Annotated in this window: 28 protein-coding genes and 1 pseudogene; 14 read left to right on the top strand and 15 right to left on the bottom strand. The window is 45.8% G+C overall.

Going from position 1 to position 26,609, the window contains the following annotated elements; genetic code table 11:
- The first annotated feature begins 20 nt into the window (after positions 1 to 20).
- Positions 21 to 740, top strand: coding sequence for an SMI1/KNR4 family protein (locus I8U27_RS02075; RefSeq protein ID WP_181750157.1), 720 nt, complete (start codon positions 21 to 23; stop codon positions 738 to 740).
- A gap of 155 nt (positions 741 to 895) precedes the next feature.
- Positions 896 to 1,237 (top strand): hypothetical protein, encoded by a 342-nt coding sequence (locus I8U27_RS02070; protein WP_181750158.1) that lies wholly within the window; start codon positions 896 to 898, stop codon positions 1,235 to 1,237.
- A gap of 117 nt (positions 1,238 to 1,354) precedes the next feature.
- On the opposite strand, the gene I8U27_RS02065 is transcribed toward I8U27_RS02070, so the two are convergent.
- Complete coding sequence (locus I8U27_RS02065; protein ID WP_181750159.1) at positions 1,355 to 1,750, bottom strand: hypothetical protein; 396 nt, start codon at positions 1,748 to 1,750, stop codon at positions 1,355 to 1,357.
- A gap of 72 nt (positions 1,751 to 1,822) precedes the next feature.
- On the opposite strand from I8U27_RS02065, the gene I8U27_RS02060 reads away from it, so the two are divergent.
- Complete coding sequence (locus tag I8U27_RS02060) at positions 1,823 to 2,953, top strand: S8 family peptidase (protein ID WP_198065821.1); 1,131 nt, start codon at positions 1,823 to 1,825, stop codon at positions 2,951 to 2,953.
- On the opposite strand, the gene I8U27_RS02055 is transcribed toward I8U27_RS02060, so the two are convergent.
- The gene (locus I8U27_RS02055; RefSeq protein ID WP_181750161.1) at positions 2,954 to 4,240 is read right to left on the bottom strand and encodes a S8 family peptidase; all 1,287 of its coding nucleotides are present in this window, start codon (positions 4,238 to 4,240) and stop codon (positions 2,954 to 2,956) included.
- Positions 4,241 to 4,437: 197 nt separating this feature from the next.
- Here I8U27_RS02055 and I8U27_RS02050 point away from each other — a divergent pair, with 197 nt between their 5' ends.
- A complete protein-coding gene (locus tag I8U27_RS02050) occupies positions 4,438 to 6,411 on the top strand; it encodes a peptidoglycan D,D-transpeptidase FtsI family protein (RefSeq protein ID WP_181750162.1) in 1,974 nt (657 codons plus the stop codon).
- A gap of 11 nt (positions 6,412 to 6,422) precedes the next feature.
- Positions 6,423 to 7,010, top strand: a complete 588-nt coding sequence (locus I8U27_RS02045; protein WP_181750163.1) for a DUF502 domain-containing protein — start codon at positions 6,423 to 6,425, stop codon at positions 7,008 to 7,010.
- A gap of 43 nt (positions 7,011 to 7,053) precedes the next feature.
- On the opposite strand, the gene I8U27_RS02040 is transcribed toward I8U27_RS02045, so the two are convergent.
- Positions 7,054 to 7,356 (bottom strand): gamma-type small acid-soluble spore protein, encoded by a 303-nt coding sequence (locus I8U27_RS02040; RefSeq protein ID WP_181750164.1) that lies wholly within the window; start codon positions 7,354 to 7,356, stop codon positions 7,054 to 7,056.
- A gap of 94 nt (positions 7,357 to 7,450) precedes the next feature.
- On the opposite strand from I8U27_RS02040, the gene asd reads away from it, so the two are divergent.
- Both asd and I8U27_RS02030 read left to right on the top strand, forming a co-directional pair.
- On the top strand, positions 7,451 to 8,296 hold the full coding sequence (gene asd / locus I8U27_RS02035; RefSeq protein ID WP_181750165.1) for an archaetidylserine decarboxylase: 846 nt from the start codon (positions 7,451 to 7,453) through the stop codon (positions 8,294 to 8,296).
- A 92-nt stretch (positions 8,297 to 8,388) separates the two neighbouring features.
- Complete coding sequence (locus tag I8U27_RS02030; protein ID WP_181750166.1) at positions 8,389 to 9,612, top strand: MFS transporter; 1,224 nt, start codon at positions 8,389 to 8,391, stop codon at positions 9,610 to 9,612.
- Between the two features lie 325 nt (positions 9,613 to 9,937).
- Here the strand turns inward: I8U27_RS02030 and I8U27_RS02025 are convergent, their stop codons facing one another.
- Positions 9,938 to 10,264: a DUF4870 domain-containing protein gene (locus tag I8U27_RS02025; RefSeq protein WP_181750167.1), complete on the bottom strand. Its 327-nt coding sequence runs from the start codon at positions 10,262 to 10,264 to the stop codon at positions 9,938 to 9,940.
- A gap of 189 nt (positions 10,265 to 10,453) precedes the next feature.
- The gene (locus tag I8U27_RS02020; RefSeq protein WP_181750168.1) at positions 10,454 to 10,798 is read right to left on the bottom strand and encodes a DUF4870 domain-containing protein; all 345 of its coding nucleotides are present in this window, start codon (positions 10,796 to 10,798) and stop codon (positions 10,454 to 10,456) included.
- 122 nt (positions 10,799 to 10,920) lie between these two features.
- Here I8U27_RS02020 and I8U27_RS02015 point away from each other — a divergent pair, with 122 nt between their 5' ends.
- From I8U27_RS02015 to I8U27_RS02000, 4 genes are all read left to right on the top strand, one after another.
- Positions 10,921 to 11,415 carry a gamma-glutamylcyclotransferase family protein gene (locus tag I8U27_RS02015; RefSeq protein ID WP_181750169.1) on the top strand — a complete coding sequence of 165 codons (495 nt, stop codon included), beginning with the start codon at positions 10,921 to 10,923 and terminating at the stop codon, positions 11,413 to 11,415.
- Positions 11,416 to 11,696: 281 nt separating this feature from the next.
- Complete coding sequence (locus I8U27_RS02010; RefSeq protein ID WP_232345175.1) at positions 11,697 to 11,999, top strand: ArsR/SmtB family transcription factor; 303 nt, start codon at positions 11,697 to 11,699, stop codon at positions 11,997 to 11,999.
- 12 nt (positions 12,000 to 12,011) lie between these two features.
- Positions 12,012 to 12,935: a cation diffusion facilitator family transporter gene (locus I8U27_RS02005; protein ID WP_181750171.1), complete on the top strand. Its 924-nt coding sequence runs from the start codon at positions 12,012 to 12,014 to the stop codon at positions 12,933 to 12,935.
- Positions 12,936 to 13,105: 170 nt separating this feature from the next.
- Positions 13,106 to 13,243 carry a hypothetical protein gene (locus I8U27_RS02000; RefSeq protein WP_181750172.1) on the top strand — a complete coding sequence of 46 codons (138 nt, stop codon included), beginning with the start codon at positions 13,106 to 13,108 and terminating at the stop codon, positions 13,241 to 13,243.
- A gap of 398 nt (positions 13,244 to 13,641) precedes the next feature.
- Here I8U27_RS02000 and I8U27_RS01995 read toward each other — a convergent pair whose 3' ends face one another.
- Complete coding sequence (locus I8U27_RS01995) at positions 13,642 to 14,727, bottom strand: glycerophosphodiester phosphodiesterase family protein (RefSeq protein WP_232345174.1); 1,086 nt, start codon at positions 14,725 to 14,727, stop codon at positions 13,642 to 13,644.
- Positions 14,728 to 15,052: 325 nt separating this feature from the next.
- On the opposite strand from I8U27_RS01995, the gene I8U27_RS01990 reads away from it, so the two are divergent.
- Positions 15,053 to 15,436 carry a PepSY domain-containing protein gene (locus I8U27_RS01990; protein ID WP_181750173.1) on the top strand — a complete coding sequence of 128 codons (384 nt, stop codon included), beginning with the start codon at positions 15,053 to 15,055 and terminating at the stop codon, positions 15,434 to 15,436.
- Positions 15,437 to 15,605: 169 nt separating this feature from the next.
- Here I8U27_RS01990 and I8U27_RS01985 read toward each other — a convergent pair whose 3' ends face one another.
- The 6 genes from I8U27_RS01985 to I8U27_RS01960 form a co-directional block, all read right to left on the bottom strand.
- A complete protein-coding gene (locus tag I8U27_RS01985) occupies positions 15,606 to 15,839 on the bottom strand; it encodes a hypothetical protein (RefSeq protein WP_181750174.1) in 234 nt (77 codons plus the stop codon).
- 128 nt (positions 15,840 to 15,967) lie between these two features.
- On the bottom strand, positions 15,968 to 16,228 hold the full coding sequence (locus I8U27_RS01980; protein ID WP_181750175.1) for a substrate-binding domain-containing protein: 261 nt from the start codon (positions 16,226 to 16,228) through the stop codon (positions 15,968 to 15,970).
- A 70-nt stretch (positions 16,229 to 16,298) separates the two neighbouring features.
- Positions 16,299 to 16,712, bottom strand: a complete 414-nt coding sequence (locus I8U27_RS01975; RefSeq protein ID WP_181750176.1) for a VOC family protein — start codon at positions 16,710 to 16,712, stop codon at positions 16,299 to 16,301.
- Between the two features lie 317 nt (positions 16,713 to 17,029).
- A complete protein-coding gene (locus I8U27_RS01970; protein WP_198065820.1) occupies positions 17,030 to 17,479 on the bottom strand; it encodes an arsinothricin resistance N-acetyltransferase ArsN1 family A in 450 nt (149 codons plus the stop codon).
- A 4-nt stretch (positions 17,480 to 17,483) separates the two neighbouring features.
- A complete protein-coding gene (locus tag I8U27_RS01965; RefSeq protein WP_181750177.1) occupies positions 17,484 to 17,954 on the bottom strand; it encodes an arsinothricin resistance N-acetyltransferase ArsN1 family A in 471 nt (156 codons plus the stop codon).
- Positions 17,955 to 18,134: 180 nt separating this feature from the next.
- Positions 18,135 to 18,581 (bottom strand): MarR family winged helix-turn-helix transcriptional regulator, encoded by a 447-nt coding sequence (locus I8U27_RS01960; RefSeq protein ID WP_181750178.1) that lies wholly within the window; start codon positions 18,579 to 18,581, stop codon positions 18,135 to 18,137.
- A 218-nt stretch (positions 18,582 to 18,799) separates the two neighbouring features.
- On the opposite strand from I8U27_RS01960, the pseudogene I8U27_RS01955 reads away from it, so the two are divergent.
- Positions 18,800 to 20,167: pseudogene (locus I8U27_RS01955) on the top strand (aldehyde dehydrogenase); the annotation flags it as partial.
- Between the two features lie 46 nt (positions 20,168 to 20,213).
- Here the strand turns inward: I8U27_RS01955 and I8U27_RS01950 are convergent.
- On the bottom strand, positions 20,214 to 21,044 hold the full coding sequence (locus I8U27_RS01950; protein ID WP_232345208.1) for a sulfurtransferase: 831 nt from the start codon (positions 21,042 to 21,044) through the stop codon (positions 20,214 to 20,216).
- A gap of 465 nt (positions 21,045 to 21,509) precedes the next feature.
- The gene (locus tag I8U27_RS01945) at positions 21,510 to 22,382 is read right to left on the bottom strand and encodes a metal-dependent hydrolase (protein WP_181750181.1); all 873 of its coding nucleotides are present in this window, start codon (positions 22,380 to 22,382) and stop codon (positions 21,510 to 21,512) included.
- A 209-nt stretch (positions 22,383 to 22,591) separates the two neighbouring features.
- Between I8U27_RS01945 and I8U27_RS01940 the strand changes: the two genes are divergently transcribed.
- Positions 22,592 to 25,477, top strand: coding sequence for a DUF2339 domain-containing protein (locus I8U27_RS01940; protein WP_181750182.1), 2,886 nt, complete (start codon positions 22,592 to 22,594; stop codon positions 25,475 to 25,477).
- A 43-nt stretch (positions 25,478 to 25,520) separates the two neighbouring features.
- On the opposite strand, the gene I8U27_RS01935 is transcribed toward I8U27_RS01940, so the two are convergent.
- Positions 25,521 to 26,564, bottom strand: coding sequence for an oxidoreductase (locus tag I8U27_RS01935; protein WP_181750183.1), 1,044 nt, complete (start codon positions 26,562 to 26,564; stop codon positions 25,521 to 25,523).
- Positions 26,565 to 26,609: the final 45 nt, after the last annotated feature.

Genomic DNA, 26,609 nt, shown 5'->3' with positions numbered 1-26,609 from the left:
ACAAAAGGACGGTAACGGTGATGAAACATCTGGTCTATCATGAGAAAGCGCTGAAACTCATGAACGTACTGCCAATATTTTCAGAAAAGCAAGCCGGGTTGTTTGAAGAGAAAGAGAAACAGTTTGGGAGACGTCTTCCCGAGGCATTGCGGGAGCTGTATTCGGTTGAAGGGATCGTGGAATGGTACGGATTGCGCAACCAGGATTTTCTCCATCCACTTGAGCGGTTAGAGCCGCCTGTTCATTTGGATGCAGTAGAGTTGGAAATTCAAGGGGTTCCCAAAAAGAAACCGGGGAATGAAGCGATCAATTTTTTTGTGGAAAATCAGGATTGCTGTTCATGGGCGATATTATTGAACGCTTCGGAGGATCCTCCTGTGATCATGCACGATTACTGGGAGGGAAAAGGGGAGTATGTCTGTGAGCGTTTGTCGACATTCATTTATACCTATGCCTGGGATGCGCTTCTTTGCGACAGCCCCTATTGTATGCAGGGTGTCTCTCCTTCTGTTTCCGGGCAGAAGTTGGCACGATTGCGTCGGTTATTTAAAGAAGAGCCCCCTACGTATGAACAGTCTGATTTTTGGACGAACTATCGCTTTTATGATCAGGATTGGAGGGTTCTTCTGGAAAATAAGCCGCAACAGTGCCACTGGTGGATTGCCGCGGGAAACAAAGACTCGCAAATGGCTTTGATTCAGGAATTGGAGCCATTTACTGTAGAATGGGACAAAAATTAAGAATGTTTGCGGCGTTTGCAAATAAAAAAAGGCGGGGCTTGAGGGCTCCTGCCTTTTTTTATTTGCATCTGGGCATTTAACGTGTGCACTGCCCTAAGAAAATCATACATGTAAGGGTAAGCAGGTACAGCGCGAAGGATAAGGGGGAATCGGCAATGAGGCCTTCCAAAAAAGACTTCGCAGACTTGATTAACCAGGTCACTGGCGAGTCCAGCATGACAGAAGCAAAGTTGGACCAAATTTTAAAAGGGGCCCAAAAATCATACAGGAATCACGGAATGAACGGATTTTATGAATATATGCGAAAACTTCTTCAAGTTCCCGTTTCCAATGAGTGGATGAAAAAACTGATGGAGCAAATGAAAACACCCGAAGGTTTGGAACAACTGATGAAGGAGATGGATCTTACTCTCCAATTGAACAAGCAACAAGGTGGAACAAGCGGAAACAGAATTTCCGGATCAACCCGGTCCAAAAGCAAAAAAGGAAAGAAATAAGAACCATTGTCAGACAGGTCTGTTGTGGGGCAATGTTTTTGGGCTCCTCCTGTCTTGTAAGCTAGAAGACCGCGGCAGCCCCGCTTAGACAAAAATTTTGTATTTCCCTTTTTACAGTTAGCGTTTTCTTTTTTTGTTTTTCATCACTTCCTTGACGATTTCACTCATGCCAGGAGAATTAAATACATCGTAAAAGCTGTCTCCGCTAAGGGGAGGAACCGGTCGGTCATTTGTCTTCCCTGACGCTTTTTTAGATGTTTTTTTCTGTGCCTGGGATTGACTTAACTTGGCGAGTGAAGAAATGATCTCTTTCAATTTCTCTTTATCGTTTACGGCAATGGAAAGCGAATTGACTGCCTGTAAAAGTTCACCGATTTGATTGGATCGTTTGGAGATCTCATTGAACAGGTTCAGTAACTGTTCCCAGTGAGAAAACATTGATTCTGCTTCCTGTGACGAGATAAAAGAATTTCTTTTTAAGGATGACTCCGGGAACTTACGTTCCTGTTTCATCTCATACCACCCTCTGTTTTTTTAAAAATATATTCAACTCTGGGTCAATGAGTGAAGATGGGAGTGTGGACGATGAACCTTTCCGATTGGTTACTCCCTTCAACAAACAGCCGGTTTCAAAAGAGAAGGAAATTTCGACAAATATTTTATCTAAGGAATGGAATCCATATAGGGAGTTATTTGCAAGATATGCGTCGTTCCGGAGTTCGACCTCTCCGGTATCTTTCCCACTTGGGAATGATCATCGGGGAGCACGAAACGAACTTCGCTTCACAAAGCCTTGAAGGGCATCCGGATGTTGAATATACAGAGCCGGATATCAGTATAACAATCACCGAACCTTATGTGGGCACCATCACACCGGTTCAAACTCCAACTATGCCGTGGGGTGTGGAACTGATCGATGCAGCCAAAGTCTGGCCCTATACCCGGGGGAGGGGAGTCCGGGTAGCTGTGATTGACACTGGGGTTTCCGGTGAGCATCCGGCCATCCGCGGAAATTACCGTGGCGGGGTAAATATCTTGTCTCCCAATGCAGACCCCCAGGATTTTAACGGGCACGGAACACATGTAGCCGGAATCATTGCAGGGCGCGCGACAGAGTCGGGAATTGTGGGAGTGGCTCCCAGAGTATATATCTATGGGGTTAAAGCATTCAACAGAAAAGGGAGTGCGAACCTTTCTGATTTGCTGAGTGCGATTAACTGGTGTATTGAAAATAAGATGCAGATTGTCAATATGAGCTTCGGTATGGAAAAAATGAGTGAATCGATGCGACAGGCGATTCAGATTGCCCATCGCAAGGGGATTGTGATGGTGGCAGCTTCGGGAAACCAGGGTTTTGCTTCAAAAATAGATTATCCGGCACGTTATCCGGAAACAATTGCAGTCACATCTATTTCTAAAAACGGTCATCTATCTCAATTTAGCAATATGGGGAAAGGGGTGGACATTGCAGCTCCGGGGGACAAAATCCCTTCTGCCTGGCTCAATCATTCCAAAAGAGAGATGAGCGGCACCTCGATGGCAGTTCCTCATGTAACAGGAACGATTGCTCTCCTTCTCTACCTCAACCGGTCTCTCAACCCTGAACAAATCCGTTATATATTGATGCAATCTTCAACAAAACTGAAGCATTTAGCAGGGATTGGCTTGATTAATGCCTACCAGGCAATCACGTTTTATAAACGGCTAAAAAGATAATTATTTGTTTAATATGGCTTTTTCAGCGTCTACTTGACCCGCTCCCTGTATATTTTTTGCAGTGCGTAAGGAAAAAGCGGTTTGCAGGAGGCGTTTTTTTACTTCATCTGGTGTGAGAGACGGATTGGCACTGATCATCAGGGCTGTGATTCCTGCCACGATGGGTGTTGCCATCGATGTACCTGATAAGGAAAAATAGGATTTGTCAATTCGATTTTCCGGTATGGATCGGTCCAAATGAGAGCCATTGCTGCGTAAAGAGATAATATTGGTACCCGGAGCGACCAGATCCGGTTTAATGTGCCCGTCTGCTGTCGGTCCCCGGCTGGAAAATTTGGCGATGCGATCATCTTCACGGCAGGCCGTTCTCTGATGGTCGGTGGCCCCCACTGTGATAATAAGGGGATGAATTCCCGGACTGCAGATGGTTTGTGCTTTTGGTCCCTGGTTTCCGGCCGCAGCGACTACAACAATGCCTTTTTTCCACGCATATTCAACCATTTGGCAGACGGGGTCATCCTGATAAGGGATGTTCCCGTCGCTGCCAAGGGATAAAGAGATCACACGGATATTATATTTTTCCTTATGTCTGATGCACCATTGAATGCCGGCAATCAGGCTGGACATCGTCCCTTCTCCATATCTGCCCAGCACCTTGACACCTGCCAGTGAAGCTTTGGGAGCTGTTCCGCAATAACGACCGTCTGATGAGAAACCATCTCCGGCAGCACACCCGGCACAATGGGTTCCGTGTCCATTGTCATCGTAGGGTTTATTTTTGCGGTGGACTAAATCGTAAAATGCTATAATTCTCGATTGCAGGTCAGGATGTGGAGCAATCCCTGTATCCAGGATGGCGATCGTGGCATTTTCCCCGTGGTTGCCTGAAGGCCAGACCACAGATGCCCTTGTGGCAGGGACAGCTGTATCCAACAGAGCATAGATCTTACGGTCCAAATATACTTTTTTCACACCCGGGATTTGCAGGAGTGCTGGGAGTTGGGCCAAAGAAATGGGAAGAGAAAAGGTATGAATGCTTGTAAAATATTGCCAGACGGAGAAGCCGCATTCATGTAAAGGATTTTTTACATGAGTAAAATGGCTGATTTTTTTTGGTTCCCATTGGACAAGCACAGAGATTTGCATGAATTGATGAGCAATTTTTTCAGCGGGATGGCGGAGAAATGAAGGGATGCGCCTGAGGTACCCCTCGTACTTTGTGAGGGTGGATATAAGGGCAGGGTCCAATTGTCTGCGGTGGTGATGAAGCCATTGGGATAGGTTCATTGGGATCTCAATCCTCCTTCCTTCATTCTTCAACTCTCTTATAGCTAAGATATGAGTGATAGGAAACGGAGGACACGACGCCTGTCTGATTACCGGGAAAAAAGGTTGGAAGGCGGACTGCTCCGGTACTTTTTTTGTGGTAAACTTATACTCGTATCTAAATCGTCAAACCATTTTTAGAAGGGCTGAATCACGAGATGAACCGTTTAAAACAAAGATCAGAAGCGCACCCGCTGATCTTTGGACGACTGCAAATGCTTTGGCTCATCGTTTTTCTGCTCTTTGTCGTTCTGATCCTCAGGCTGAGCTGGATTCAGTTAGGAACTGGCGAGAAGTACAGCCGATTGGCGGCGGAGAACAACTTTAAACAAATCCCGATCGTTGCACCCCGAGGAAAGATTTTTGACCGGCAAGGCAAGCCTCTTGTTGAAAATCAGTCACTCTATACGGCTATGTATTTAGAGCCGGACAGGAGCAAAAAGGAAAAGATGGCAACAGCCAAAGCGCTGGCAAAAACCCTTCAAATGCCGCTTGCTGAAGTTTTGAAAGCGATGGACATCGGTCTGAATGAAAAAGGAAAAGATGTCCCGCGTAAACAGCCCCCTTATTTTCCGAAACGGATTAAAGAAGGACTTTCGGAAAAAGAAGTGGTCAGTCTTTCAGAGAATCCTTCTCAATTCCCGGGAGTCAATATTTTTACGGAACCCCTCAGGAAGTATCGCAAGGACACGTTTGCAGTTCAAACTATCGGTTATGTTCGGCCTTTTGCCGGAGCCAAAGCATCGCTGAAAAAATACAAACAAGCCTCTTCCAACACAGCAGAACATGGATATCTGGACTGGGAACAAGTCGGGGTGGATGGCCTTGAATACAGTTACCAGGACGAATTGCGGGGAAAGAACGGATATCGCCTGGTTCGCGTCAATGCTTCGGGGAAGTTAGTTGAGGTTCTCAAAGAGGTTCGTCCCAAACCCGGAAACGATATCATCACAACATTGGATGAGAAAATGCAATCGGGTACAGAAGCATTTATTGACAGGCACTTGCGCTCGTTGCGGACGCCGGGCGGATCGGATTATGCCCCATACGCTAAAAATGCCTATGCTGTGGCGATGGAAGTGAAAACAGGAAAAATTCGGGCGATGGTAAGTTATCCTGATTATGACCCCGGAATCTGGAATGGCAAAGTGACAACCAGGGATTACCGCAATTTAAGTTATGTCATCCGTAATGGAACCATTCGTGAATCCCCTTATGATGCAAGGTCTGCGCCGGACCCTGACCGTGAGTATCTGAAGCATCCCATGTCTGTGGTGCCACTGGGCTCCACGTTTAAGCCGCTTACTGTTTTGGCGGGGTTTCATAAAGGAATCATTACCCCAAACACGAAATGGTCAGACCCTGCTGCTTTTTATTATGCCGATGCAACGCCTCCCATCCGAAACTCAGGCGGGCATAACTATGGCCTGTTAACCCCGCAAAAGGCGATTCAAAAATCATCAAACACCTTTATGGCATGGGTTGGAACAAAGTGGTACCGGAAAGAAAAGTTAAAAAGTATCAACGAGTTACAAGAGATCACTCATTCCTTCGGGCTCGGCATTCCCACAGGGATTAAACTTCCCGGAGAGCAGGACGGTTCCGAAGATTATTTGACTATTGCCAAACGTTATTCCGGTTTAGGGGCGATGGCTCTGGCTTCTTTTGGGCAGGCACAGCGTTATACTACTCTCCAACTTGCCCAATACACAGCAACACTTGCCAATAACGGGGTTCGACTACGTCCCCAGCTCGTTGAAAAGATTATCAATCCCAATACTGGTGAAGAAAAAGAGATCAAAGCAGAGGTTCTCAATCGTTCTCCCATTAAAAAGAGATTCTTTCAAACTGTTCACCAGGGGATGATTGATGTAACACAACCCGGTGGTACGGCGGCACACCTTTTTCAGCACCTTCCGTTTCAGGTAGCTGCGAAAACCGGAACGTCTGAACAGGATATCCCCGGGAGAGGAAGGGTAGAAAATTCCGTTTTTATCGCTTTTGCTCCCGCTGACGATCCGCAAATTGCAGTGGCAGTTGTTGTACCCGAAGGTGGTTATGGAGCAGTTGCAGCCGGCCCGATCGCGGAATACTTAATTTCCTCTTACTACGAACAATTCATGAAAAGATGAGGTGGGAGGTTTTGAAAAGACTGCGCATCATGAAGCGGCTGAGTATTTATTTTTTTAACGGGCTGCTCGTGATTCTCCCGATTGCCGGTACCCTTTACCTTTTGAATTACATCTACCAGTTGATCAATGGATGGGGTAAATTTTGGCTGGCCAAATTGAAACTGGAGTGGTATTTTCCCGGAATGGGCATCATTGCGGTGCTGCTCCTGGTATTACTGGTCGGTTTTTGTGCCAGGCTGTGGATTACCAGAAAGCTGTTGGAAACATTAGAGGCGGTCATTGAACGTATTCCGTTAGTCAAGGGATTGTACGGAACCTTGAAGGATACCATTCACTCTTTTATCGGAGAGAAAAAATCATTTGATACTGTTGTGTTTGTCACCGTTGCAGATTCAAAGAGAATCGGTTTTTTAACGGTGAAAGAACCGGTATTTACCACACAGGACGGCAAAGAGTACGTCGGAGTATATTTCCCGCAAAGCATGCAGTTTGCCGGAGATTTGCACTGGTTTGAGCGGGAACGGGTAGAAAAATTGGATATGTCGGTCGATGAAGCATTGCGCATGGTTCTGTCTGCAGGAGTAGCCGGGAAAAAATAATCCCACCCGCTTATTCAGCGGGTGGGGTGGTAAGAAGTGATACTTAAAATTGGTTTTGATTTTTCTTAGCCTGAGATTGTGCGTTTTTTTGGCGGATTGCCTGAGCGTTCGTTTCAGAAGCAAACTCAGTTTGCGCAGCATTTGCAGCGTTGCGTGCAGCATTGGTTGCATTTTGGGCAGCGTTAGCTGCACCGCGGAATGCTTGGGCAGCCGTTTCAGAAGCAAACTCAGTTTGAGCGTTTTGGGCGTTACGGCTTTGATATCCGCCAGGGCTTTGCGCAGCCGCCTGATTTTGCTGGCGAACATGTTGAGTGCTGGTTTTGTTAGGCTGTTTGTTGATAGGCATTGTATCACCTCCCCGGTAACTATATTGCCCCGGGGAAGAAGAAATATTTATCCGGTTTTTTTTTCCTTTACTTTTAAGCCGATAGGAGGCACGTATGAAGATAACTTTGTCCCGATTATTCTGGAGGTGGCTGCCGAAAAAGAAAATCTCCCGTTGGGCAGGTAATTTTGCCAAACATCCGGCCAGCCGCCGCTTGATTCCGTGGTATATTAAGCGTTTCAATATTGATCTGACGCCGGTAAAGCGTCCTGTACACGATTTTGAAAACCTGATGGAGTTTTTTATTCGTGAGCTGAATCCCGATGCCAGGCCGATTGATCCTGATCCCCGCATTGTGGTAAGTCCTGTCGACGGGACCATTTCACAGAGTGGCAAGATCCTTGAGGGAACTCTTATTCAGGCAAAAGGAGTTACATATTCTCTGGAACATCTGTTAGGAAAACAGGATCAAATACATAGATTTACCGGAGGACAATACATTACCATTTATTTGAGCCCCAGAGACTACCATCGCATTCATATGCCTGTCTCCGGTACAATCCGGGAAGTAACTTATATCCCGGGTGAACTTTATCCGGTCAATGAAACAGGTGTTCACTTGATTCCGGGATTGTTTGCTGAAAATGAACGGGTGATTTCCTACATCAGCACTGATTTTGGTGTGGTAGCCCTTATCAAAATAGGAGCGACCAATGTTGGAAGTATCAAATTAGTGTTTGATGAAGAAGTGAAAACCAATCCCCATAGAGAAAAACCGCAAGAACATAAAAGATACGAGAAATCGGTTTCACTGGAAAAAGGGGATGAATTGGGCCGCTTTGAGTTTGGCTCAACAGTTATTTTGCTGTTTGAACCGGATCAGATTGACTGGACCATCGATGTTAAGCCGGGTACAAAGGTACAGATGGGACAAAGTTTGGCCCGTATATTGAAAACCTGAGAAGGATAACATGCAATCTTTTGTTTTTTAAAACTAGTATGTATGCCTGCTAATATTGATGCAGTTGGTTAAGCTATGCATGGTGAGTTCTTATGCATATCTTAGGAAATATCAACCGCCTGGACCGGGAGGCCTGGCTGTTAATATTGGAGAGCGGTTTATTTGCAGTCGCTACGGCATTGTCCAATACCTTTGTGAACGTCTATCTGTGGAAAATCAAAAATGATCTGGTGATCATCAGCTGGTTTAATTTCACACATTATTTGACAAGCGCTGTTACCTTTGTGATTGCCGGATGGATGGCGAAGCGGGTTGACCGTGTTGTGGCGATCCGGCTGGGCGTTGCTTTGCTGGCCGCTTTTTATTTAACAGTTTTATTGATTGGAACAAAGTCCATCCATTATGTGATCCTATTGGGAGTTTTATTGGGGCTTGGAGGGGGCTTTTTCTGGCTTGCCTATAATGTGCTGTACTTTGAGATCACTGCAAGGGAAAACCGTGACATCTATAACGGGGTGAATGGATTATTTGGATCTGTAGCAGGGATCAGTGCTCCTTTGATCTCCGGTTTGATTATCACAAGGGTTGACAATTTTACCGGTTACAGTATTATTTTCGGTATTTCACTCGCGATCTTTTTAGCGGCGGTTGTGGTAAGCTTTATGTTCAAGTCCCGCAGTGCCCATGGCAGTTATCGCCTGTTTCCTGTTATATCTATGACAAAGCGGCGTAAAAATCACTGGTATTGGGTTTGTCTGGCTATGATGGCACACGGGTTGAGAGAGGGAGTTTTTGTATTTTTAATCGGTCTGCTCGTTTATGTCATCACCAGAGATGAGTTAACCTTAGGGGCTTTTTTTACTGCTTCTTCACTCGTTTCTCTGATCTCTTTTTATATTGTGGGGCGCTTTATGAAGCCAGGGCTGCGCAATCTGTTTATCTTTATTGGTACATTGATGATGGGACTTGTCATTTTGCCTTTCATCTTTTATGTCAATTATTGGACCATGTTTATTTTGGGTGTGGGTGCGGCTCTGTTTTACCCTTTATACATGGCCCCGCTCACATCAACCGTGTTTGATTTTATCGGAGAAAATGAAAAGACAGTTCAGATGCGTGTCGAATATGTAGTGGTCAGGGAATTGGCACTCAATCTGGGGCGGCTTGCCGGTATTCTTATTTTTATTTGGTGGATCAGTTATTCGTCCGATGTGATGCACATCCGCTGGTTTGTGCTGGGCGTTGGATTTACCCAGATGTTAGCCTGGTGGGCCATTAAGCAGGTACCCATTTTAAATCCGGAACCGGCCTCCTGACAGCAAAAAGGAACCCGCCCATCTCACTGAAGAGCGCTGGGCTCCTTATTTGTGAAGGTGCGTGTACCCAAGGGGGGAAGGCAGAATTCTGTCTCGCTCCCGCTGGCGTCCTGCAAGGAAGCAGGGATGGCCGCTCCAAAAACTGCACAAGGGGTGCAGTCACTCGGCAGGGAAGCGAATTCAGTGAAGTGTTGCCTCACTTGTTCCCTTGTTCCGTTTTTTCCGCTGGGTCGGTTGCCAAAAGGTTGCACCCCAGAATTCTGCTTCCCCGGCATGAATCACTCCTGATCACAGGATTGTGTCGGCAAGTCATAAGGGTTTTCTGTTAAAGCTTTTTTGCCCACTTGCCGGTAATTGGATAATGATAACTTTTTCCTTCTATGGTTCGTATGATAGCCATTAAGATCGTGACTAAAGAAAAGATCACCAGCAAAGGCACCAGGATAAAGCCAATCAGTATGAACGTGGTCCAAAGAGCGAGATAGGTGACAATGTAGATCGCAAGTTGAAAAATTAAAGCTTCACGGGCATGATTTCGTACAAATAAAGAGTCCTTTTTGAATAACAATATGATGAGAGGGCCGAGAATAGGGAAAAAGAGGCCGCTGGCATGACAGAATAGACTGTATAATTTTTCTTCAGTATTAACCAATTTTCCACCTCATTTTGCTCTGAGCTGAAAATGTTCTTTTTTAAACTGAACCAGTGAAAATCCGTTCGATTTATATTGTTTATAATGATGATATTCTACAAGCTTTGATTCGTTCCTGCCGGTTGAAGGGCAATAAAAAAGCACTTATGCCGGTTTTAGTCCGTATAAGTGCCTGAGGAATGATGGAATTTATAATTTTTGGGCCCATTGGCTGGTTAACGGGTAATGATAAATTTTTCCCTCGGCCGCTTTTACAATCGCAATAATTGTAACAACTAAAGCGAAGATTACCACAGCGACCGCAGTGAAGAGACCGATTAAGATGATGGCCAGGATTGCCGATATATAGCCTGCAATGACAATGGTCAGATGGAAAATCAATGCTTCTCTGGCATGGTTACGCACGAACTCGGAATCCTTTTTCAACAAAAAGATAAGAAGCGGAACAATGATCGGGAAGAGAAAAAAACCTCCGTGAGACAATACAGCCAGCAACTTTTCTTCTGATGTCAACAACTTTTGATCCGATGTCATTGTAAACCCTCATTTTTCAAATGGAGTGGTATAATTCTCACTATATGATTCGGAAGGACCTTTCTTTCATAAATTTACACTATATTTAGATATTATACAACAATAAACAGGGGTGAATAAAGTTGATCCACTATTTTGCGTACGGTTCCTGTATGGATATTGATAGTTTTTTAAAAACGGTGGGTGAAGGAAATTGTGAGATTGCGGGAGCTGCAACTTTAAAGAATTACCGCCTGGCGTTTAATTTATTCAGCGAATATCGACAGGGCGGAGTGGCTGATATTGTTGCCAGCCCCGGTGACTATGTTGAGGGGGTATTATATCGTTTAAAGCCGGAAGCACTTCCTGCTCTTGATGAGCGTGAGGGTGTTGGAACCGGACGCTACCGGAGAATGGACATTACTGTTGAATACAACGGAACAGAGATCCGGACGATGACCTACACGGTGGTCCATAAGGAGAAAGAAGAGCTGTCTCCCGGCAACGACTATGCACAATTAATTTATAACGGCGCCGTCCGGCATTTAAGTGGTACTTACCGAAAAAAGCTTGTCAACGAGTGGGAGCAAAAGTTTGGGCTGGACCATTTCAAAAAACTGGAGGAGAGGAGAAAATAGAAATAAGTTTGAAATGATTCATTGTTTTCAACCGATTTGGGGCAACCCTCCACATGCAGTAATGAAGAGCGGGTTTCGTCTGAAATCTGAAAAACATTAGAATCACAACGATCTCCGGCATCTCTTATTTGTAGAAACATATTGACCACAGTCCGTACCGGGCAGTCAAAGATCTTTTGATTGTCCGGATTTTATCTTGACGACCAGAGTAAATATTTAATACATTATTTATGAGTAATTGCTCATATATAGGAATAGAATATCATCAGGAGGGTTTACGATTGATTGAGCATCATCATTTGCCGGAAAAAGTGGTTGAGGAAGTTGTATTTATTTTTAAAGCACTGGCTGATCCGACACGAATACGCATTCTCTATTTATTGTCAGAAGAAGAGTGCTCCGTCGGCCACATCGCGGAAGTATTAAATCTTTCTCAATCGGCCGTTTCCCATCAATTAGCTTTGCTTCGTTCATTACGCCTGGTCAGATCACGCCGTCAGGGAAGAACGATCTATTACACTTGTGATGACAAGCATGTGGTTCGGTTATTACACCAGACCATCCATCATGTGACACATGATTAAAGGAGGCTATTTATGCATCCCCATCATCACCATGATCATGGACACGGCCACAGCCGCCAACGAAGCGACAATAAGAAAAGTTTAACAATTGCTTTGCTGATTACGAGCGGTATTATGTTGCTCGAGTTCGCCGGAGGATTAATAACCAAAAGTTTGGCTCTTTTGTCTGATTCCGGACATATGCTAAGCGATGCGGGTTCACTGGCACTCAGCCTGATCGCGATGTGGTTTGCCGTTCGGCCCCCTTCTCCCCGCAAAACTTACGGATACTACCGGTTTGAAATCTTAGCGGCATTATTTAATGGAGTTACCTTGTTTATGATTGCCGGCTTTATTATTTGGGAGGCTGTTGAGCGATTTTTGAATCCCCCCTCTGTAGCCGGCGGGACGATGATGATCATCGCCGCCATTGGTCTTGTTGCCAATTTAGTGAGTGCCTGGGTGCTAATGAGAAAAGGGGATGTAAAAGAAAATGTAAACTTGCGCAGCGCTTATCTTCATGTGCTGGGGGATGCGCTCGGATCGATCGGGGCGCTGATTGCCGGTCTGCTCATGTTTTTGTATTCCTGGTATATTGCCGACCCCGTGATCAGTGTTATGGTAGCTTTATTGATTTTCAAAAGCGCATGGGGAGTGATTTCCCATTCCTTGCACATCCTGATGGAAGGGACACCGGTTACGGTAGATCGCAGCAAAGTGGAAGAAGTGCTGCAAAAAGTCCCCGGAGTCAAAAACGTACATGACTTGCATATCTGGACAATTACGTCCGGCCTGGATTCCCTGTCCTGCCATCTGCTTGTAGAGGATGAAGCGAACACGCAACAAATTTTGCAGATGGCAATTGAACAGATTGAAAAACATTTTTCGATCCAACACACAACGATTCAGGTAGAAACGTCCGATTTTCAACATCATGACCAGCAAGTTTTACATTAAACGATTGATGGCTGCGCTTTTAAAAGTGTACCAATGTCTAGTCGGGAATTTACGCCTGTGAACTGTCAGATCAAACTGTAGTAGCGAGTAAGTGGCGAGGCAGGGCTGGTTGAAACAGGAAAATCTAGATATGGACATATTTGTCTATGTTTTTAGTAGCAGAGATAACGATGACCCAGGAAAAAAGAGAAATGGATGAGCGGGATCTTATCAAAAAAGAAAAAAAGATTATCTGGTCGATCGTATTCATCGCTTTTATTATCGCCATCTCCATTGTTGGCGGAGTCACATACATACCGATGAAATAACCACAGGGGGACAGCGGGTTACCGGTTGATCAACCAGTTAACCCCGTTTGTTTTCTATGACCCCAACACCGGCGGAAGCAGTGAAACAGGGAAAGCGGTTAATCACTTTTTTAGATGAGCGAGCGGGAAAACTCCTCATTTCAATGAGGTAGATAAGAGAGCTTTGCACAGTATCCCCCTTTCGGGGATGCTTAGAGCATTCTTTTTCCCTAAAAAAGGGAAAAGGAGATATTTGTCGAATTCATTCATGCGCTCATATGTGCTGTACCTTGAAAACTGAATCGGATCAGGTTGTGATGAGGAAGGAACAGTCAACACGTAAAACGATTCCTGTCACGTGGGAAAGACCCACACACATTTTAAATTGTATTGTAGGGACCACTGGAAGTTGGAGAGGATCACTTCAGACTCGATGAAACGAGAAGCTCTACCGCTTTAGTGGAGAGTAGTTCACTTAGACTGTCCTGGTCTTGGCGAATGGTATCTTGCTGAAGCAAAGGGCCGATTCGATCAATACGATTGGTCCAAATCCCGCCAGTAAACCCGGCCGGCAGGCGTTTAAGATCCTGTGCAGAATCGAACCCGCTTGAAAAACCACCTCCGCCTCCGACAATGACAACGCGTGTGTCTGCATCATTCATCCGATCAAGAAAACGGTTTGGCCAGCCCCAGAGCCAGGGTGCAATTTTCTCAGGTATATGTAATTGTGTTTTTTCACAGGCAGATGGAATGATTCCGGTCCATCCGGCGGCAAGATAGGGAATCAAACACTTTTTCATCGAAGCTTTGGACATAATCCGCAGGTTGGGAAGGCGTTCATGCAAAGCCGCCACCGGCTCATCACCTCCGTAGACCGCCAGTTGACTCAGGCGGCGGGGTGGAAGCGTAGACAGGTATTTGGCAAGCTGTATCCCTTCCTGTGGATCGTTACTTTTGACATGGATGAGAAACGAACGATCCGGGAAAGCTGACAACACTTCTTCCAGTGACGGCATAAGACCGATTCCTTTCCCTCGGAATGGGAATGTTTTGCCGCCGTCGGCCGTATAGCCATATCCGATATCAAGTCTTTTCAATTCCGCCATCGTATGATCCCGTGTCACGCCGGTTCCTTCTGTACGACAGTCGAGCGTCCAGTCATGGAAGACAGCGAACTTTCCGTCCTTCGTCAGGTGAACGTCGAACTCCACAATGTCGGCACCTGCTTTAAAAGCTGCACGCATGGACGGAATCGTATTCTCAAGATAAGGGTGTTCCGGCGGATAAATCTGTTTGGCTGTACAGGTTTTGTTTGTTAAACCAGCAACATTAAATGTCTGTCCAAGTCCCCGGTGAGCGAGGAGAAACGGATCGCCAGTTGGTTTTTTCGCAAGGAGAGAGCTGTTATTAAGATAGATGAAGGCCAAAACCGCAGCCAGGATCCAGATCGTTTTCTGTTTCATTCCTTTTCCCGCCGGTTGTTGTATACGGTTAAACCTTTTCATTTTGCCCTCCAGTTGACATCATTGAACTGTAAATAGAAATACAGAATAGTTAACCAGTGGAAGATAAGCTTTTATCCAGGAAATTTTCACGGATGCAATGCTGAAATCGGGTGCAAAAAACCTGATTGTTCATTGCCTTAGTCCGGCAAAATGAGTTTTATCCTTATATCCATGATTTTAATTGAATCCGGATAAGTTAATCCATCCTCTGATTCTCCCGGGTGTAAGTCTTGATGTTACATATCGCTACAGATAAGCTAACAATATCATGCACCTCTATGGGAAGCTACTGCTGTCATTCATTTTGTGCTCAGGAGGATTGGCTTTGAACAGAACGAAGGTTATGAAAGCGATTATTTTCATGCTTTTTTTATCGATTGCTATATTTTTGGCAGGAAGCATTGCAAAAATCATTGATTCATGGATTGGCGACAACCGGGAAATAACGGCAGCACCCCGCCATCATCAGTCAATTGAACAAGAAAGTATAAACGATTCCGGACCGGAGCAAAAACAAAAGGAAATGACTCCAACTACATATGATCATGAATCAATGATGATCACTGCCGAAGAGGCTGCCAGGATTGCTTTGGAAAAGGCGCCCGGAAAAGTGCGTATTGAAAAGGTTGAACTTGAACGAAAAGACGGGGTTGATATTTTATCTCATAAAGCTGGCCGGAAAAGGTCACAAGGCAGAAGTGGGGATTGACGCTTACACAAAGAAGATTGTTTTCGCCGAAATGGATAAAAAAGGGAAAGATAAAGAAAAAGAGTAGTTTCAAAAAGAACTATCATAAAATAGCTGAGACAGGATACAGAGGGGATAACTTTTCAGCTCCTCCGTACCGGCGTCATGTTCAGCCAATCACGGCGATGCTTTAGACCGTACTGATTAAAGCCCCTTCTAATCCAAACTTCACACTCGGGTAAGGGATTTGGACCGCCTTCCCTGGATAAGAAGAGACAAGCCATAATCTATGGTTTGTCGCTACAAGGAAGCCATAGGTATAGGACAGGGAAAATGTATCAATTTCAAATAATCCGCCAACATAGCTAACAATCTTTTCTGAAGGAGATAAAACCATTCCAACATTTTCCGATCGTTTGTTCATGTGTTCTCTCTCCTCTGCATTTGTCTTTAATATAGTTATAAAGAGTGAAACGCGTTTCAGTGCAAGAGGAAATTTTGCCAACACAAAAACACCCTACATCTGATGTAAGGTGCAAAAATGGGATCAAATTAAGTTGTTGCACGTTCAATCAGTCGATGGGAAATTATCTTCTTATCACCCGGAGGCAATTCTCCAGACGTCTGCCGGTAAAAAGAACGGAATGCTTCTCTCCATATCTCTTTTAATCCCTGGTCAATGGTAGACAGCTGTAATGCTTCTGAAATCGGCTGGTTATCGAAGCCGAGAATAGCCAGTTGTTGCGGCACGGAAATACCTAATCGCTTTGCCCTGGTTCGTACACCAGCAGCCGCTTCAAAGTTGAATGCCATTCCAGTAAAAATGACGCAGTTTATGATGAGAAAGGGCTGATTGATCCCGGCACAGACAGAACGGAAGGAACTACAATTGACAGTTTAAGTCCCAATTTACCCCGAATTGATCGGTAACCTTCCCGTATTTTGCTCCCCAAAATGTATTTTGAAGGGGCATCAAGACCTTTCCGCCTTCAGATAATGCGTGATACGCTTTTTCAATCATTTCCTCTTCCGTAAACTCTAAGGTAAGGCTGACTTGATTTCCAAATGTAACGGTATGGTTTCCAACCATATCCGAGAAATAGATTGCTTGGTCTCCTATTTTTAAATGTCCATGCAATAATTTGTCCTTATCCTCATCAGCACATGGAATATCCGGCTTATCCCCATAGCGTTGGACAGAAACGATCTCTCCACCGAAAATCTCCTTATAGGAATTCATTGCTTTCTCGCTATTCCCCGGCAAATACAAGTACGGATGGATCTTTACATGACTCATGAGTTTTCAGCTTCCTTTCGTTATGTAATTTTGCACTCTTCTTTTTATGCAATGGCTTTCTAGCATCGTTTGTTATGAATCATTGTTGTCAATCTTTCATCATTATATATGGGAACAAATGTTCCGTCAAGTTCCCAAAGGAAAAAAATGGGGTAAGCGGTTAGCCGGAGAAGGAAAATAAGCATGGCCAGGTGTGCAGGATCATGTAATTCGGCAGGCGGATAAAGTGGCATATTCAGGCGGTATGCCTGGGCTGGTGACCAGAGTAAAAGTTAAAAAGGAGAACAGCCAAATCCTTTAGGTTGTGGTTCTCCTTTCTAGTCAAGGTTTTTTTCAATCAGCTTTTCTACAATAATACAATCTACCCATTTTCCATCTAACTTTCCGTGCTTTTCATAAACTCCGACTTCACGAAAACCGCAGGATCGACATAACGCCCGGCTGGCATGGTTAAAATCGAAGATCCTGGAAACCAGCTTCCAGTAACCCTGCTCAGCACATGCATTCACCAGCGATTCAAGCAATTTTTTTCCGATTTTTTGCCCTTGATAATTTTCTCGAATATATATGGAAAACTCACCGATCCCCCGATAGCAGTCCCGGGACCGGTAAGGACCGACAAATGCGCAACCGACGACCTGCGCATCAAGTACGGCAACCAGTATAGGATAATGTTCCTCTTGCTCAACGATCCATTTGTGCCGGTTCTCCACTGTATAGAAAGTGGTATCAAAAGTAGCTTGTCGTGTATGGATGCCTGCATTCAAAATTTCAGTAATAGTACTGTCCGTCTAACATTCCCTGATTGTGAAAAACACCTACTTCACGATATCCAGCTTTTCGGTACAGTCCCTGCCCTGAAAGATTGAACGGGAAGGTGAACAGAACGATCTTATGAAACCCGTTCTCTTTTGCTTTTCGTTCCAACTCCTGAAGCAATAGGAAACCTAGTCCTTTCCCCCTCCACTGGCGATCTATGTACACGGAGAGATCTGCAACACCTCGATATGCACAACGATGTGAATAAGGATTGAGTGAGGCCCATCCACAAATCTCTCCATGATGGCTAATGACAATTGTATATCGACAGGGCCGGGCTTGATACCATTCTATCATTTGCTCCAGATTTTTGGGCTTTGATTCCAGTGTGGCAATACGATCCTCAATTCCTTGGTTGTAAATATTTAAAATTTGAGGGATATCCTGTTCAACTGCTTCGCGAATTTTCCAATGAGAATCCACTTCTTCACCATCTTTCCGCAAAAGGTTAAAGCTTTTCCCCACCTGTAAGAGGAGGAAAAGCGGAGCAAAGAATTTCGATTAAAGGTGGATAAAGGCGAAAACAAGCGATGCGATAACCCCTCTCTTTATGTTTGGGATTAGTTGTATTTTGCGAATATATATTTTTAATATAGGGGCATTTTACCCCATTGGATTGCAACATCCTGCAGATTTTGCCATACATGAATTTAGAAGCCGGATGGAGCGGACCACAATTTCTTTTTCAAAGTCGCTCATATGTGAGAAAACTTCATTAAGATAAGCGTTCATCTTTTTATCAATCGCAGCGGCTGCATCCTTTCCGCCGGGTGTAAGGGAGAGAATCGAAACCCTTCTGTCTTCCGAAGAGGGTGTTTTCTTCACCAGATTCATTTTAACCAGAGACTGAATTTGTCTGCTGAAGGTAGTGATATCAATCCCAAGCGTATCAGCGATTTGTTGCATCGATGGATGGTGCTGCCGGTCAATTTCGTAAAGGATATGGCTTTGTACGAGCGAAATGTCGTGATCGCCGACACTGCAACAATTTTTATTTAGGAAGCCGAAACGGCGAGTCATGATTTGAAATAGCTCACGGGTATTTTCCAATCTGTTCACCCCTGATGTTGTTTTATCCTATATTTGCATTATGCAATTATTATGTTGACTTAAGAATATATCAGCACGATTGGATATGTCAACCAATATTTATAAAATCAAACTGCAAAACAAAAGGAACATGTGAAGCTGACATTCTTGTTTGACGATAAGAATGGTCTGTGAGAAACTCGGATTGATAAGAGACTTATGAGCAGAAAAAAGGGAGGGAAAAAGTGAACGGGATTGTACAGGAACAGAAACAGTTTTTTTACACCGGAAAAACGAGAGAGCTTTCTTTTCGATTGCATCAGTTAAAGAAGTTGCGTGATGCGATTCGGCGATATGAACCGGATATTGTGACTGCTCTGAAAAAAGATCTGAACAAATCGGAGTTTGAATCATATACCACTGAGATCGGCTTTTTGCTGGAAGAGATTAAATATACAACGAAGCATTTAAAATCCTGGGCCAAACCGAAAAAAGCAAAAACACCGCTCACTCATCTCGGGTCGCAAAGCATGATTTATCCGGAACCTTATGGTGTCACCCTGATTATCGCACCCTGGAATTATCCGTTCCACCTGGCGATTGCCCCCTTAATTGGAGCAATGGCTGCCGGAAATTGTGCCGTCATTAAGCCCTCAGAGTTTACTCCCCATGTTTCCAAAGTGATTTTGCAGATGCTGGAGGGGATCTTTGAAAGGGAATTTGTGGCCGTGGTTGAAGGGGGACCGGAAACAAGTACGGCACTGCTTCAGGAGCGGTTTGATTATATCTTTTTTACAGGCAGTGTGAGAGTTGGGAAAATCATTATGGAAACAGCGGCAAAAACGTTAACCCCTGTCACACTGGAACTGGGTGGAAAAAGTCCGGCCATTGTCGACCGGGATGCCAATCTGGATCTGGCTGCGAGGCGGATTGTCTGGGGAAAGTTTATCAATGCCGGACAAACCTGTGTCGCCCCGGATTATTTGTTGGTCCATGAAGATGTAAAAAATGAGTTGCTCGAAAAAATCAAGGAAACGATCCGGAAGTTTTACGGGGAGGACCCGTTGCAAAATCCCGATTACGCCAGGATTGTAAGCGATAAACATTTTTCGCGTCTGATTGAGTTCCTGGACGATGGGGAGATCGTGGCCGGCGGGGAAACAGACGGGGAAAAGCAATTGATTTCCCCAACGGTGCTGGACGGAGTGAAATGGGACTCTCCGGTGATGCAGGAGGAGATCTTTGGCCCCATTTTGCCCGTGCTGACTTTTCCCGAACTGTCCGGTGTGATTGAAACGATCAGAGAGATGCCTAAACCCCTTGCTCTTTATTTTTTCTCAGAAAATAAAGAAAAACAGGAGAAAATCATTCACTCTCTTCCCTTTGGAGGCGGGTGCATCAACGATACACTGATCCATCTGGCATCCCCGTATCTTCCCTTTGGCGGTGTGGGCAGCAGCGGGATCGGAAGTTATCACGGGAGGTACAGCTTTGAGTGCTTCTCCCACCAGAAAAGCATAGTCAAACAAACCACCCGTACCGATTTTCCCTTCCGCTATCCCGACAGCAAAAATGGCTTGAAAATCATAAAAAAATTAATGAATTAATGATCCGGATTTTTGCCTGACTCCTCGTGAAGGAATCAGGCATCATTTATTGCCGGTCCGTCTCCTTACCGCGCGCAATGGGATTATCGGAGTAAGAAATCCAGTCGCTCCAACTGCCGGCATACAACTTTACGTTTTTATACCCTGCCTCTTTCAAGGCCAGAATATTTGGTGTGGCTGTTACTCCGGAACCACAGTAGACGATAATCTCGTTGGCGGTAGAGAGCGGACTGAAGTGATCCCGAAGTTGAGCGGCATTCTTCCAGTTGCCGTTTTGATCCTGAACTTGTTTCCAAAAAAAGTGGCGTGCTCCCGGAATATGACCGGCTACGGGGTCAACCGGCTCTTCTTCTCCCAGATACCTCTTTTCATCCCTTGAGTCGACGAGGACGGTTGTCGCTTGATGCAGTTTTTGTTTGACTTCCTCCATGCTGGCAAGCATGTGCGGCCGGGGATGGGGGGGGAAGTGCCGGGAGTTGGTGGCGGGGATTTCTGTTGTGACAGGATAACCGGCCTTTTGCCACTGGCTGAATGTACCATTCATCACACTGACACAGTCATGTCCAAGATAGGTAAGCAACCACCAAAGGCGTGAGGCCATCGCTCCACCCTGATCATCATAGGCTGCAACATGGCTGTTTTCGTCGATTCCGATCTCTCCCAGCTTTCGGGCCAGTATTTCTATATCAGGAAGGGGATGCCTCCCTCCGTGTTCCCGTACGGGGCCGGACAGATCTTTTTCCAGGTCAAGATAGAGAGCACCGGGCAGGTGGCCTTGCCGGTAAGCTCTCCGCCCGGCTTCCGGATCTCCCAGGGCAAAGCGGCAGTCAATGAGGCACAGGCGGGGGTCATTCAGATGTTTGGCTACCCAATCCATACTGACGATTGTTTCGGTCAAATCAACCACTTCCTTTTCTTTTGTTGCGTCGCACCTATATATAAATAACATCAACGAAGTAAAACAGAAAAAAAATCCAGCTTAAATTTGAGATCATATCAGACATGCTGGTTGTCCGGCAGGGGAAAAGGGATTGCAGACATTCCTCGAAAATGATAAATAAGCTGATACACAGGGGGCCAAGGAGAAGCTTCACTTTGCCCAGGGTGATCATCCGGCGGCTTAACGCCCGGTGCGACAGAAAGGAAGCAGTTCCCAGCAAGAAAAAATGACCCAGTGTATCAAACAAAGGGAATGTCTGCAAATTTAACCGGAACCAATTTCAGGTAGGCAAGCACAAACAGGATCAGTAAAAAAGACATATAACTGATGAAAATGATGCCCCAGGGCCGGTGGTTTGTGGCAGATGGTGTGAATTCATACTTGAATCCTCCGACTTTTTTGCTATTTCTTTCGGATATATTCTGCGAGAAACGACTCTCCGTTTTGATAAAAGCGGGGGTCAAAGATTCCTAACTGTTTTTCATCGTCCACAATCACCACAAAGGGTGACCACTCTAAAAGAACTTCAGCACGGGGGTTTTGTTTAAATAAAGGCGTGAGGTCGGTATGCTCACTGGATGTAAGTGTGACTGCCTTTTTCGGCTTCGTCCAGATTGAATCATGCACAATCTCAACCTGATTTCCCTTTTTGCCAATGACTTTAAATTGACAGGGTACAAAAGTGGCGGCTAACTCCGTTTGTTCATAGCGGTCTTTGGCCTCCATCTCCACCCAGAGCCCCTGAACGGTTTGCAAGCTGAAGTGAATCAGCATGGCGATTCCGATCCAGCGGTAAACTGCGGCCCTCGGGAAGGATTTTTTTAACCGGGAAATAGTGAATCCAAGCAGGAAAATTCCCCAGAAAACAAGGTCGACGATCGGCATGGTCCCCAGCGTAATACGAGCCGATGAGAAAGGTTCAAAATAACCTGTCCCCCAGGCGTTAAAAAGATCAATGGTATCGTGTATAAAAACAGCCAGCAGAGCGAGGTAGAAAATTCGCCGGTCCCGGACTTTAAAGAACCAGGCGCAGCAACCGTAGATGAGCAAGGCCCACAGCGGAACAAGAAAAATAGAGTGGGTGAGGCCGCGGTGCCACATCTGTTCCATCATTCTTCCGGTTTCAGTTATATTCACCAGCACATCAATATCCGGAATTTCACTGCCGACAATTGCAGCCACAAAAAGGCTGCGCTTCATGGGGACGGTCATCTCTTCTTTCTTCACAGCTCCATATAGGGTTAACCCAAACAGCCCGTGTGTAATGGTATCCAACGTTCATCCTCTCTTTCTCCGGTGTCAATGAACCCTGTCTACCCTACATTGTAGCAGATCTTCATTATTTTGAATCAATGTTCAGCCAGGAAACACACTCTTTTTGTAATTATTGAAAGATTTCCCCCTTATTGCTATTCCGTTGTGCTTAAAAATAAAATAAAATGAAGTGAAATTACTGATTATTCATCAAAAAAAGGGGGATGTGAATGGAAGCAGCGTTTTTTTTTATGTTTTTCGGTTTGGGGTTTATGTTTACCGGTTTGGCGGTTTTCACCGGGCTCTCCCACTTTAAAACCAGGAAACTGCAACGCCAATTGCTGGATACCCGGATCGCTGTGCACCATCTTCAGCAACAGCTCGGTGACCTGAAAGCAAAACTGGATCCTCCTGTGGAACAGACAGAGACAGAAAGCCAATCAAATGAGTTTAAGCAGTCTGTTGAACAGGACAAGCCTGTTCATTCTACAGAACCTGCGAAAACGGATGAAGAAGCCGAGTTCCGGGAGATACAGGTTTACCCTGAAGCGGAACCGGTCCCAACGTCTCCGGAGCGGATGGAATTTGTGGCAGAAAAGCCTGTATCTCCGGAGGAAACGCCTGTTTCCGCGGAAGAGAGTCCAGGGGATCCTGTTGTTTCAATACCGAAGGAAAAAGAATCTGTCCTGCAAGAGACCGTTTCTTCCCGCTCCCGCTTTGAGTGGGAATTGCTGATCGGCGGAAAATGGTTAAACCGCATCGGCGCTGTGGCATTGGTGATCGGTCTGGCATTTTTTATCAAATACGCTTTTGATCATAACTGGATCAATGAGGTGGTCAGAGTTCTTGCCGGCGGAGTGGCCGGAATTCTTCTGTTATGGGGAGGGGCCCGTTCACACAAAAAGAAGCTGCCTGTCTTTGGACAAGGTTTAATTGGGGCCGGCATTGCCGTTTTCTATGTATCCGTGTTCGCCTCCTTTAATTTTTATAAGTTAATCTCCCTGGAGACAGCTTTTCTCCTGATGTCGTGTGTAACAATCCTGGCCTTTCAACAGGCGATGCGCTACAATGCGCTGGCTGTTTCGATCCTCGGGTGGATCGGGGGTTTTTTAACCCCGTTTCTGTTGAGTTCCGATGAAGGCAGTACGCTTGGCTTGTTCAGCTATCTGGCCTTTTTAACACTCGGAATGTTGCTTGTGGTTGTGAAAAAAGCAAACTGGAGCATTCTTTATTATTTAACGCTGATGGCAGTCTATCTCATCTATTCTGTATGGATCGTGGGGAACAACCAGCCATCCGAACTGTTGCTTCGCTCTGTGTTTCTGGTCATGTTTTGGGGTCTCTTTTTCGCTTATGAAGTACGTTCATCCTTGCGGAAGGGTCAATGGCCGATCATGCAGACAATCGCGGCGGGATTCCATGCTTTTCTTTTCTTTCTCAACTGGAATGGCCTGCTCATGCCCAAACATGAGAATTGGATGGGTGCAGTGCTCCTGCTGTCAGGCCTGGCTTATCTTGCTCCGCTGCCGGTGTTGTATCGTTTGCAAAAACTCTCTTCTGTTGCCGGGCGCGAAGTGATGCGTTACGGGATAACATTTCTGCTCCTGCTTACTATCGCCTGTGCCTACCAGTGGGACGGGATCCATTTGGTTTATGCCTGGACACTTGAAGGAGCCGTGCTGGTCTGGTGGGGAGTGAGAAATCGTGTCCGCTATGTCAATCTGTTTGCCGTTCTTTTGTATCTGTTGACGGCGTTGAGGTTGTTGCTGGAGTCTCCTGACCTTTTCGCTGATACAGCCTCGAGGCTGCCTGTATTTAACCAGGGTGTGTTCACCTATATCGGATTTGCCCTCGCTCTGGCCTTAAGTGCTGTGTTGCTGGGAAAATCCGGGGAAAAGTGGGCGGATTTCCAGGCTCAATCGTTCCATGTCGGCTGGGCGGTATTGATATTTATCTGTCTGACGTTGGAAACCACTCTGTACTTCGACCAGTTAGTCCGTACAATAGGTCCTGACCTGAGAGAAAGTGTTCGCTACAGCCGCTATTTGGTTTTATATTTAATGTGGGTCGTATACAGCTTGTTCGTGGCCTGGATCGGATTCAAAGGCCGTATTCGTCCAATGGTGATTCTGTCATGGGTCTTTTTGGGATTAGGGGTCGCTTCAGCCGCGTTTTGGGGAGGCTCCTATGGTCCTGTGGAGCAATTTATTCCTGTCTATAACCTGCGCTTTGCAACGATCGTCGCCGCCGCGGCAGGGATCTATGTTCATCTGCGGTGGTGGCGGAGATACGAACACGGCATGAAGCTCCGGGCTTTGCCGGTTATTTTGGTTGTTTCCATGGCGATTTTGCTGTTTGAGTTGATCAGTGCAGAAGTGGGAGACTATTTTGGAAAGCAGTTATTGGGTGCCAATGGTTCCATAGCCGAAAACATCCGTTTCAGCAAAAACTTAACCGTATTTTTAGGCTGGTTTGCCTATAGTCTTCTCATCGCCTGGTTTGGATTTAAATACAGGTTCCGATCCCTGATCTATATTGCCTGGGGAGCTTTGGGATTAGGCGTGGCAGCCACTTTGTTCCAGGGTTTAGTCTATCCGGGAATTGAACAATTTGTACCTGTGGCCAACCTGCGCTTTGTCACCTTCCTGGCGGCGGCGGTTGCCCTCTTTATTCATCTGGAATGGTGGAAAAGACAAAATGGCGGGTCATCAGTTCGTTTTCTCCCCTTTGTATTTACAGCCGTCATCGTGATTCTTTTATTTGAACTGGTCACCGTAGAAGTGAGTGATATCTTTGAACGAATCAGTTATCTGGCGGATCAGTCTGATATGAGGCTGCTGGAACGGTTGGATAACCAAAAACAAATGTGGATTTCAATTGTCTGGCTGTTATATTCAGTCGCGTTGATGGCGGTGGGGATCTGGCGCAAGATGCAGATGCTGCGCATGATGGCGATCGGCCTGTTTGGCCTGTCAGTCATAAAAATATTCCTGTTTGATCTTTCGTTCCTGGGAACGCTCTACCGCATCTTTTCCTTTATCGGGCTGGGTGTGATTCTGCTTTTCGTTTCTTATTTGTATCAGCGTTACAAACACTGGTTTAATCATTCAGGATAAATGATACACCCGGCATCCGCGAGGTGCCGGGTGCTATTTATGCTTACAGGGAAATGACGCGCTTTTGCATATGGCTTTCGATCGCGGCCTGTATGATTCGTATGGTTTCCCGCGCTTCCCGGGCTGTGACCGGGAGAGGGGCACCGGTGCGAATCGAGGCGGCAATCCCTTGATAATACGATTCATAGGACCCTTTTAATGTCCGGATGTTTCCTTTCCATTCCAGCCCGCCGGAACTGGTGGTGACAGTGCCATATTGATCTGGGCAATCTTCGCCCCAGCCGGGATCCCCGGGCTTTCTCCCCTGCTTTAAACTTTGCTCCTGCGAGTCAAAGCCATGTTTGTTGAAAGTCCCTTTGGTTCCGTGAATTTCAAATCGGGGGCCGGGTTCTTTCACCATGCATCCGCCATGTAATATCACGCGCAGGTTTCCTTCATATCCCAGGATCAGATGGAAATAGTCGGTTGTTTCTGCTTTCGGGCGCTGCGCGAGCAAATCGGCGAACACGGTGGCCGGCGGGCCAAATAATTGCAGGGCCTGGTCGATCAGATGGGACCCCAGGTCATACAGGATGCCGGAGCCGGGAACATCCTGTTCGCGCCAGCGCTTTCGCACTTCCGGGCGGTAACGGTCAAAGTGGGCTTTGTAGGTATGGACGTCACCTAAAAGACCGCTCCTTATGCATGATTGAACGGTGAGGAAGTCATTATCCCAGCGGCGGTTGTGGTAAACACTCAACAGGCAATTCTGTTTTTCCGCTAATTGAATCAAGTCGTCCGCTTCAGCGAGATCAATGACAAACGGTTTTTCCACCACCACATGTTTTTTGGCGTCAAGGGCTGCTCTGGCAATCGGATAGTGTGTCTCATTTGGAGTGGTGATCACGACCAGCTCAATCTCCGGGTCGTTTAACACCTCTCCGATCCCGGAAACAACTTCTGCTTTGGGCAGCTGCTGCTTTACTTTTTCGGATTGGGATGAAACTACTTTGCGAATCTCAAAATTGTTGATCGCTTGAATAATTGGAGCATGAAAGGTTGAACCGGAAAAACCGAATCCGATCAGTCCTACTTTAACAGGGTTCACAGATAATCCTCCTAAGCGAATTCCGGCCTGGAGAGAACTCCTGAC

The organism is Paenactinomyces guangxiensis (assembly GCF_016055185.1).
GTDB lineage: Bacteria > Bacillota > Bacilli > Thermoactinomycetales > Thermoactinomycetaceae > Paenactinomyces > Paenactinomyces guangxiensis.
Note: the sequence above shows the minus strand (reverse complement) of the source record. Positions and strands in the feature narration are given on the sequence as shown.

What these genes read in the sequence shown, in the direction of transcription:
- I8U27_RS01995 (WP_232345174.1), bottom strand. Translation starts at nt 14,727, where the DNA reads ATGAAAAGGTTTAACCGTATACAACAACCGGCGGGAAAAGGAATGAAA.
- I8U27_RS02070 (WP_181750158.1), top strand. Translation starts at nt 896, where the DNA reads ATGAGGCCTTCCAAAAAAGACTTCGCAGACTTGATTAACCAGGTCACT.
- I8U27_RS01985 (WP_181750174.1), bottom strand. Translation starts at nt 15,839, where the DNA reads ATGAACAAACGATCGGAAAATGTTGGAATGGTTTTATCTCCTTCAGAA.
- I8U27_RS02065 (WP_181750159.1), bottom strand. Translation starts at nt 1,750, where the DNA reads ATGAAACAGGAACGTAAGTTCCCGGAGTCATCCTTAAAAAGAAATTCT.
- I8U27_RS02005 (WP_181750171.1), top strand. Translation starts at nt 12,012, where the DNA reads ATGCATCCCCATCATCACCATGATCATGGACACGGCCACAGCCGCCAA.
- I8U27_RS02040 (WP_181750164.1), bottom strand. Translation starts at nt 7,356, where the DNA reads ATGCCTATCAACAAACAGCCTAACAAAACCAGCACTCAACATGTTCGC.
- I8U27_RS02020 (WP_181750168.1), bottom strand. Translation starts at nt 10,798, where the DNA reads ATGACATCGGATCAAAAGTTGTTGACATCAGAAGAAAAGTTGCTGGCT.
- I8U27_RS02075 (WP_181750157.1), top strand. Translation starts at nt 21, where the DNA reads ATGAAACATCTGGTCTATCATGAGAAAGCGCTGAAACTCATGAACGTA.
- I8U27_RS02030 (WP_181750166.1), top strand. Translation starts at nt 8,389, where the DNA reads ATGCATATCTTAGGAAATATCAACCGCCTGGACCGGGAGGCCTGGCTG.
- I8U27_RS02000 (WP_181750172.1), top strand. Translation starts at nt 13,106, where the DNA reads ATGACCCAGGAAAAAAGAGAAATGGATGAGCGGGATCTTATCAAAAAA.
- I8U27_RS01975 (WP_181750176.1), bottom strand. Translation starts at nt 16,712, where the DNA reads ATGAGTCATGTAAAGATCCATCCGTACTTGTATTTGCCGGGGAATAGC.
- I8U27_RS01950 (WP_232345208.1), bottom strand. Translation starts at nt 21,044, where the DNA reads ATGGATTGGGTAGCCAAACATCTGAATGACCCCCGCCTGTGCCTCATT.
- I8U27_RS01940 (WP_181750182.1), top strand. Translation starts at nt 22,592, where the DNA reads ATGGAAGCAGCGTTTTTTTTTATGTTTTTCGGTTTGGGGTTTATGTTT.
- I8U27_RS02060 (WP_198065821.1), top strand. Translation starts at nt 1,823, where the DNA reads ATGAACCTTTCCGATTGGTTACTCCCTTCAACAAACAGCCGGTTTCAA.
- I8U27_RS01980 (WP_181750175.1), bottom strand. Translation starts at nt 16,228, where the DNA reads ATGGCATTCAACTTTGAAGCGGCTGCTGGTGTACGAACCAGGGCAAAG.
- asd (WP_181750165.1), top strand. Translation starts at nt 7,451, where the DNA reads ATGAAGATAACTTTGTCCCGATTATTCTGGAGGTGGCTGCCGAAAAAG.
- I8U27_RS02050 (WP_181750162.1), top strand. Translation starts at nt 4,438, where the DNA reads ATGAACCGTTTAAAACAAAGATCAGAAGCGCACCCGCTGATCTTTGGA.
- I8U27_RS02055 (WP_181750161.1), bottom strand. Translation starts at nt 4,240, where the DNA reads ATGAACCTATCCCAATGGCTTCATCACCACCGCAGACAATTGGACCCT.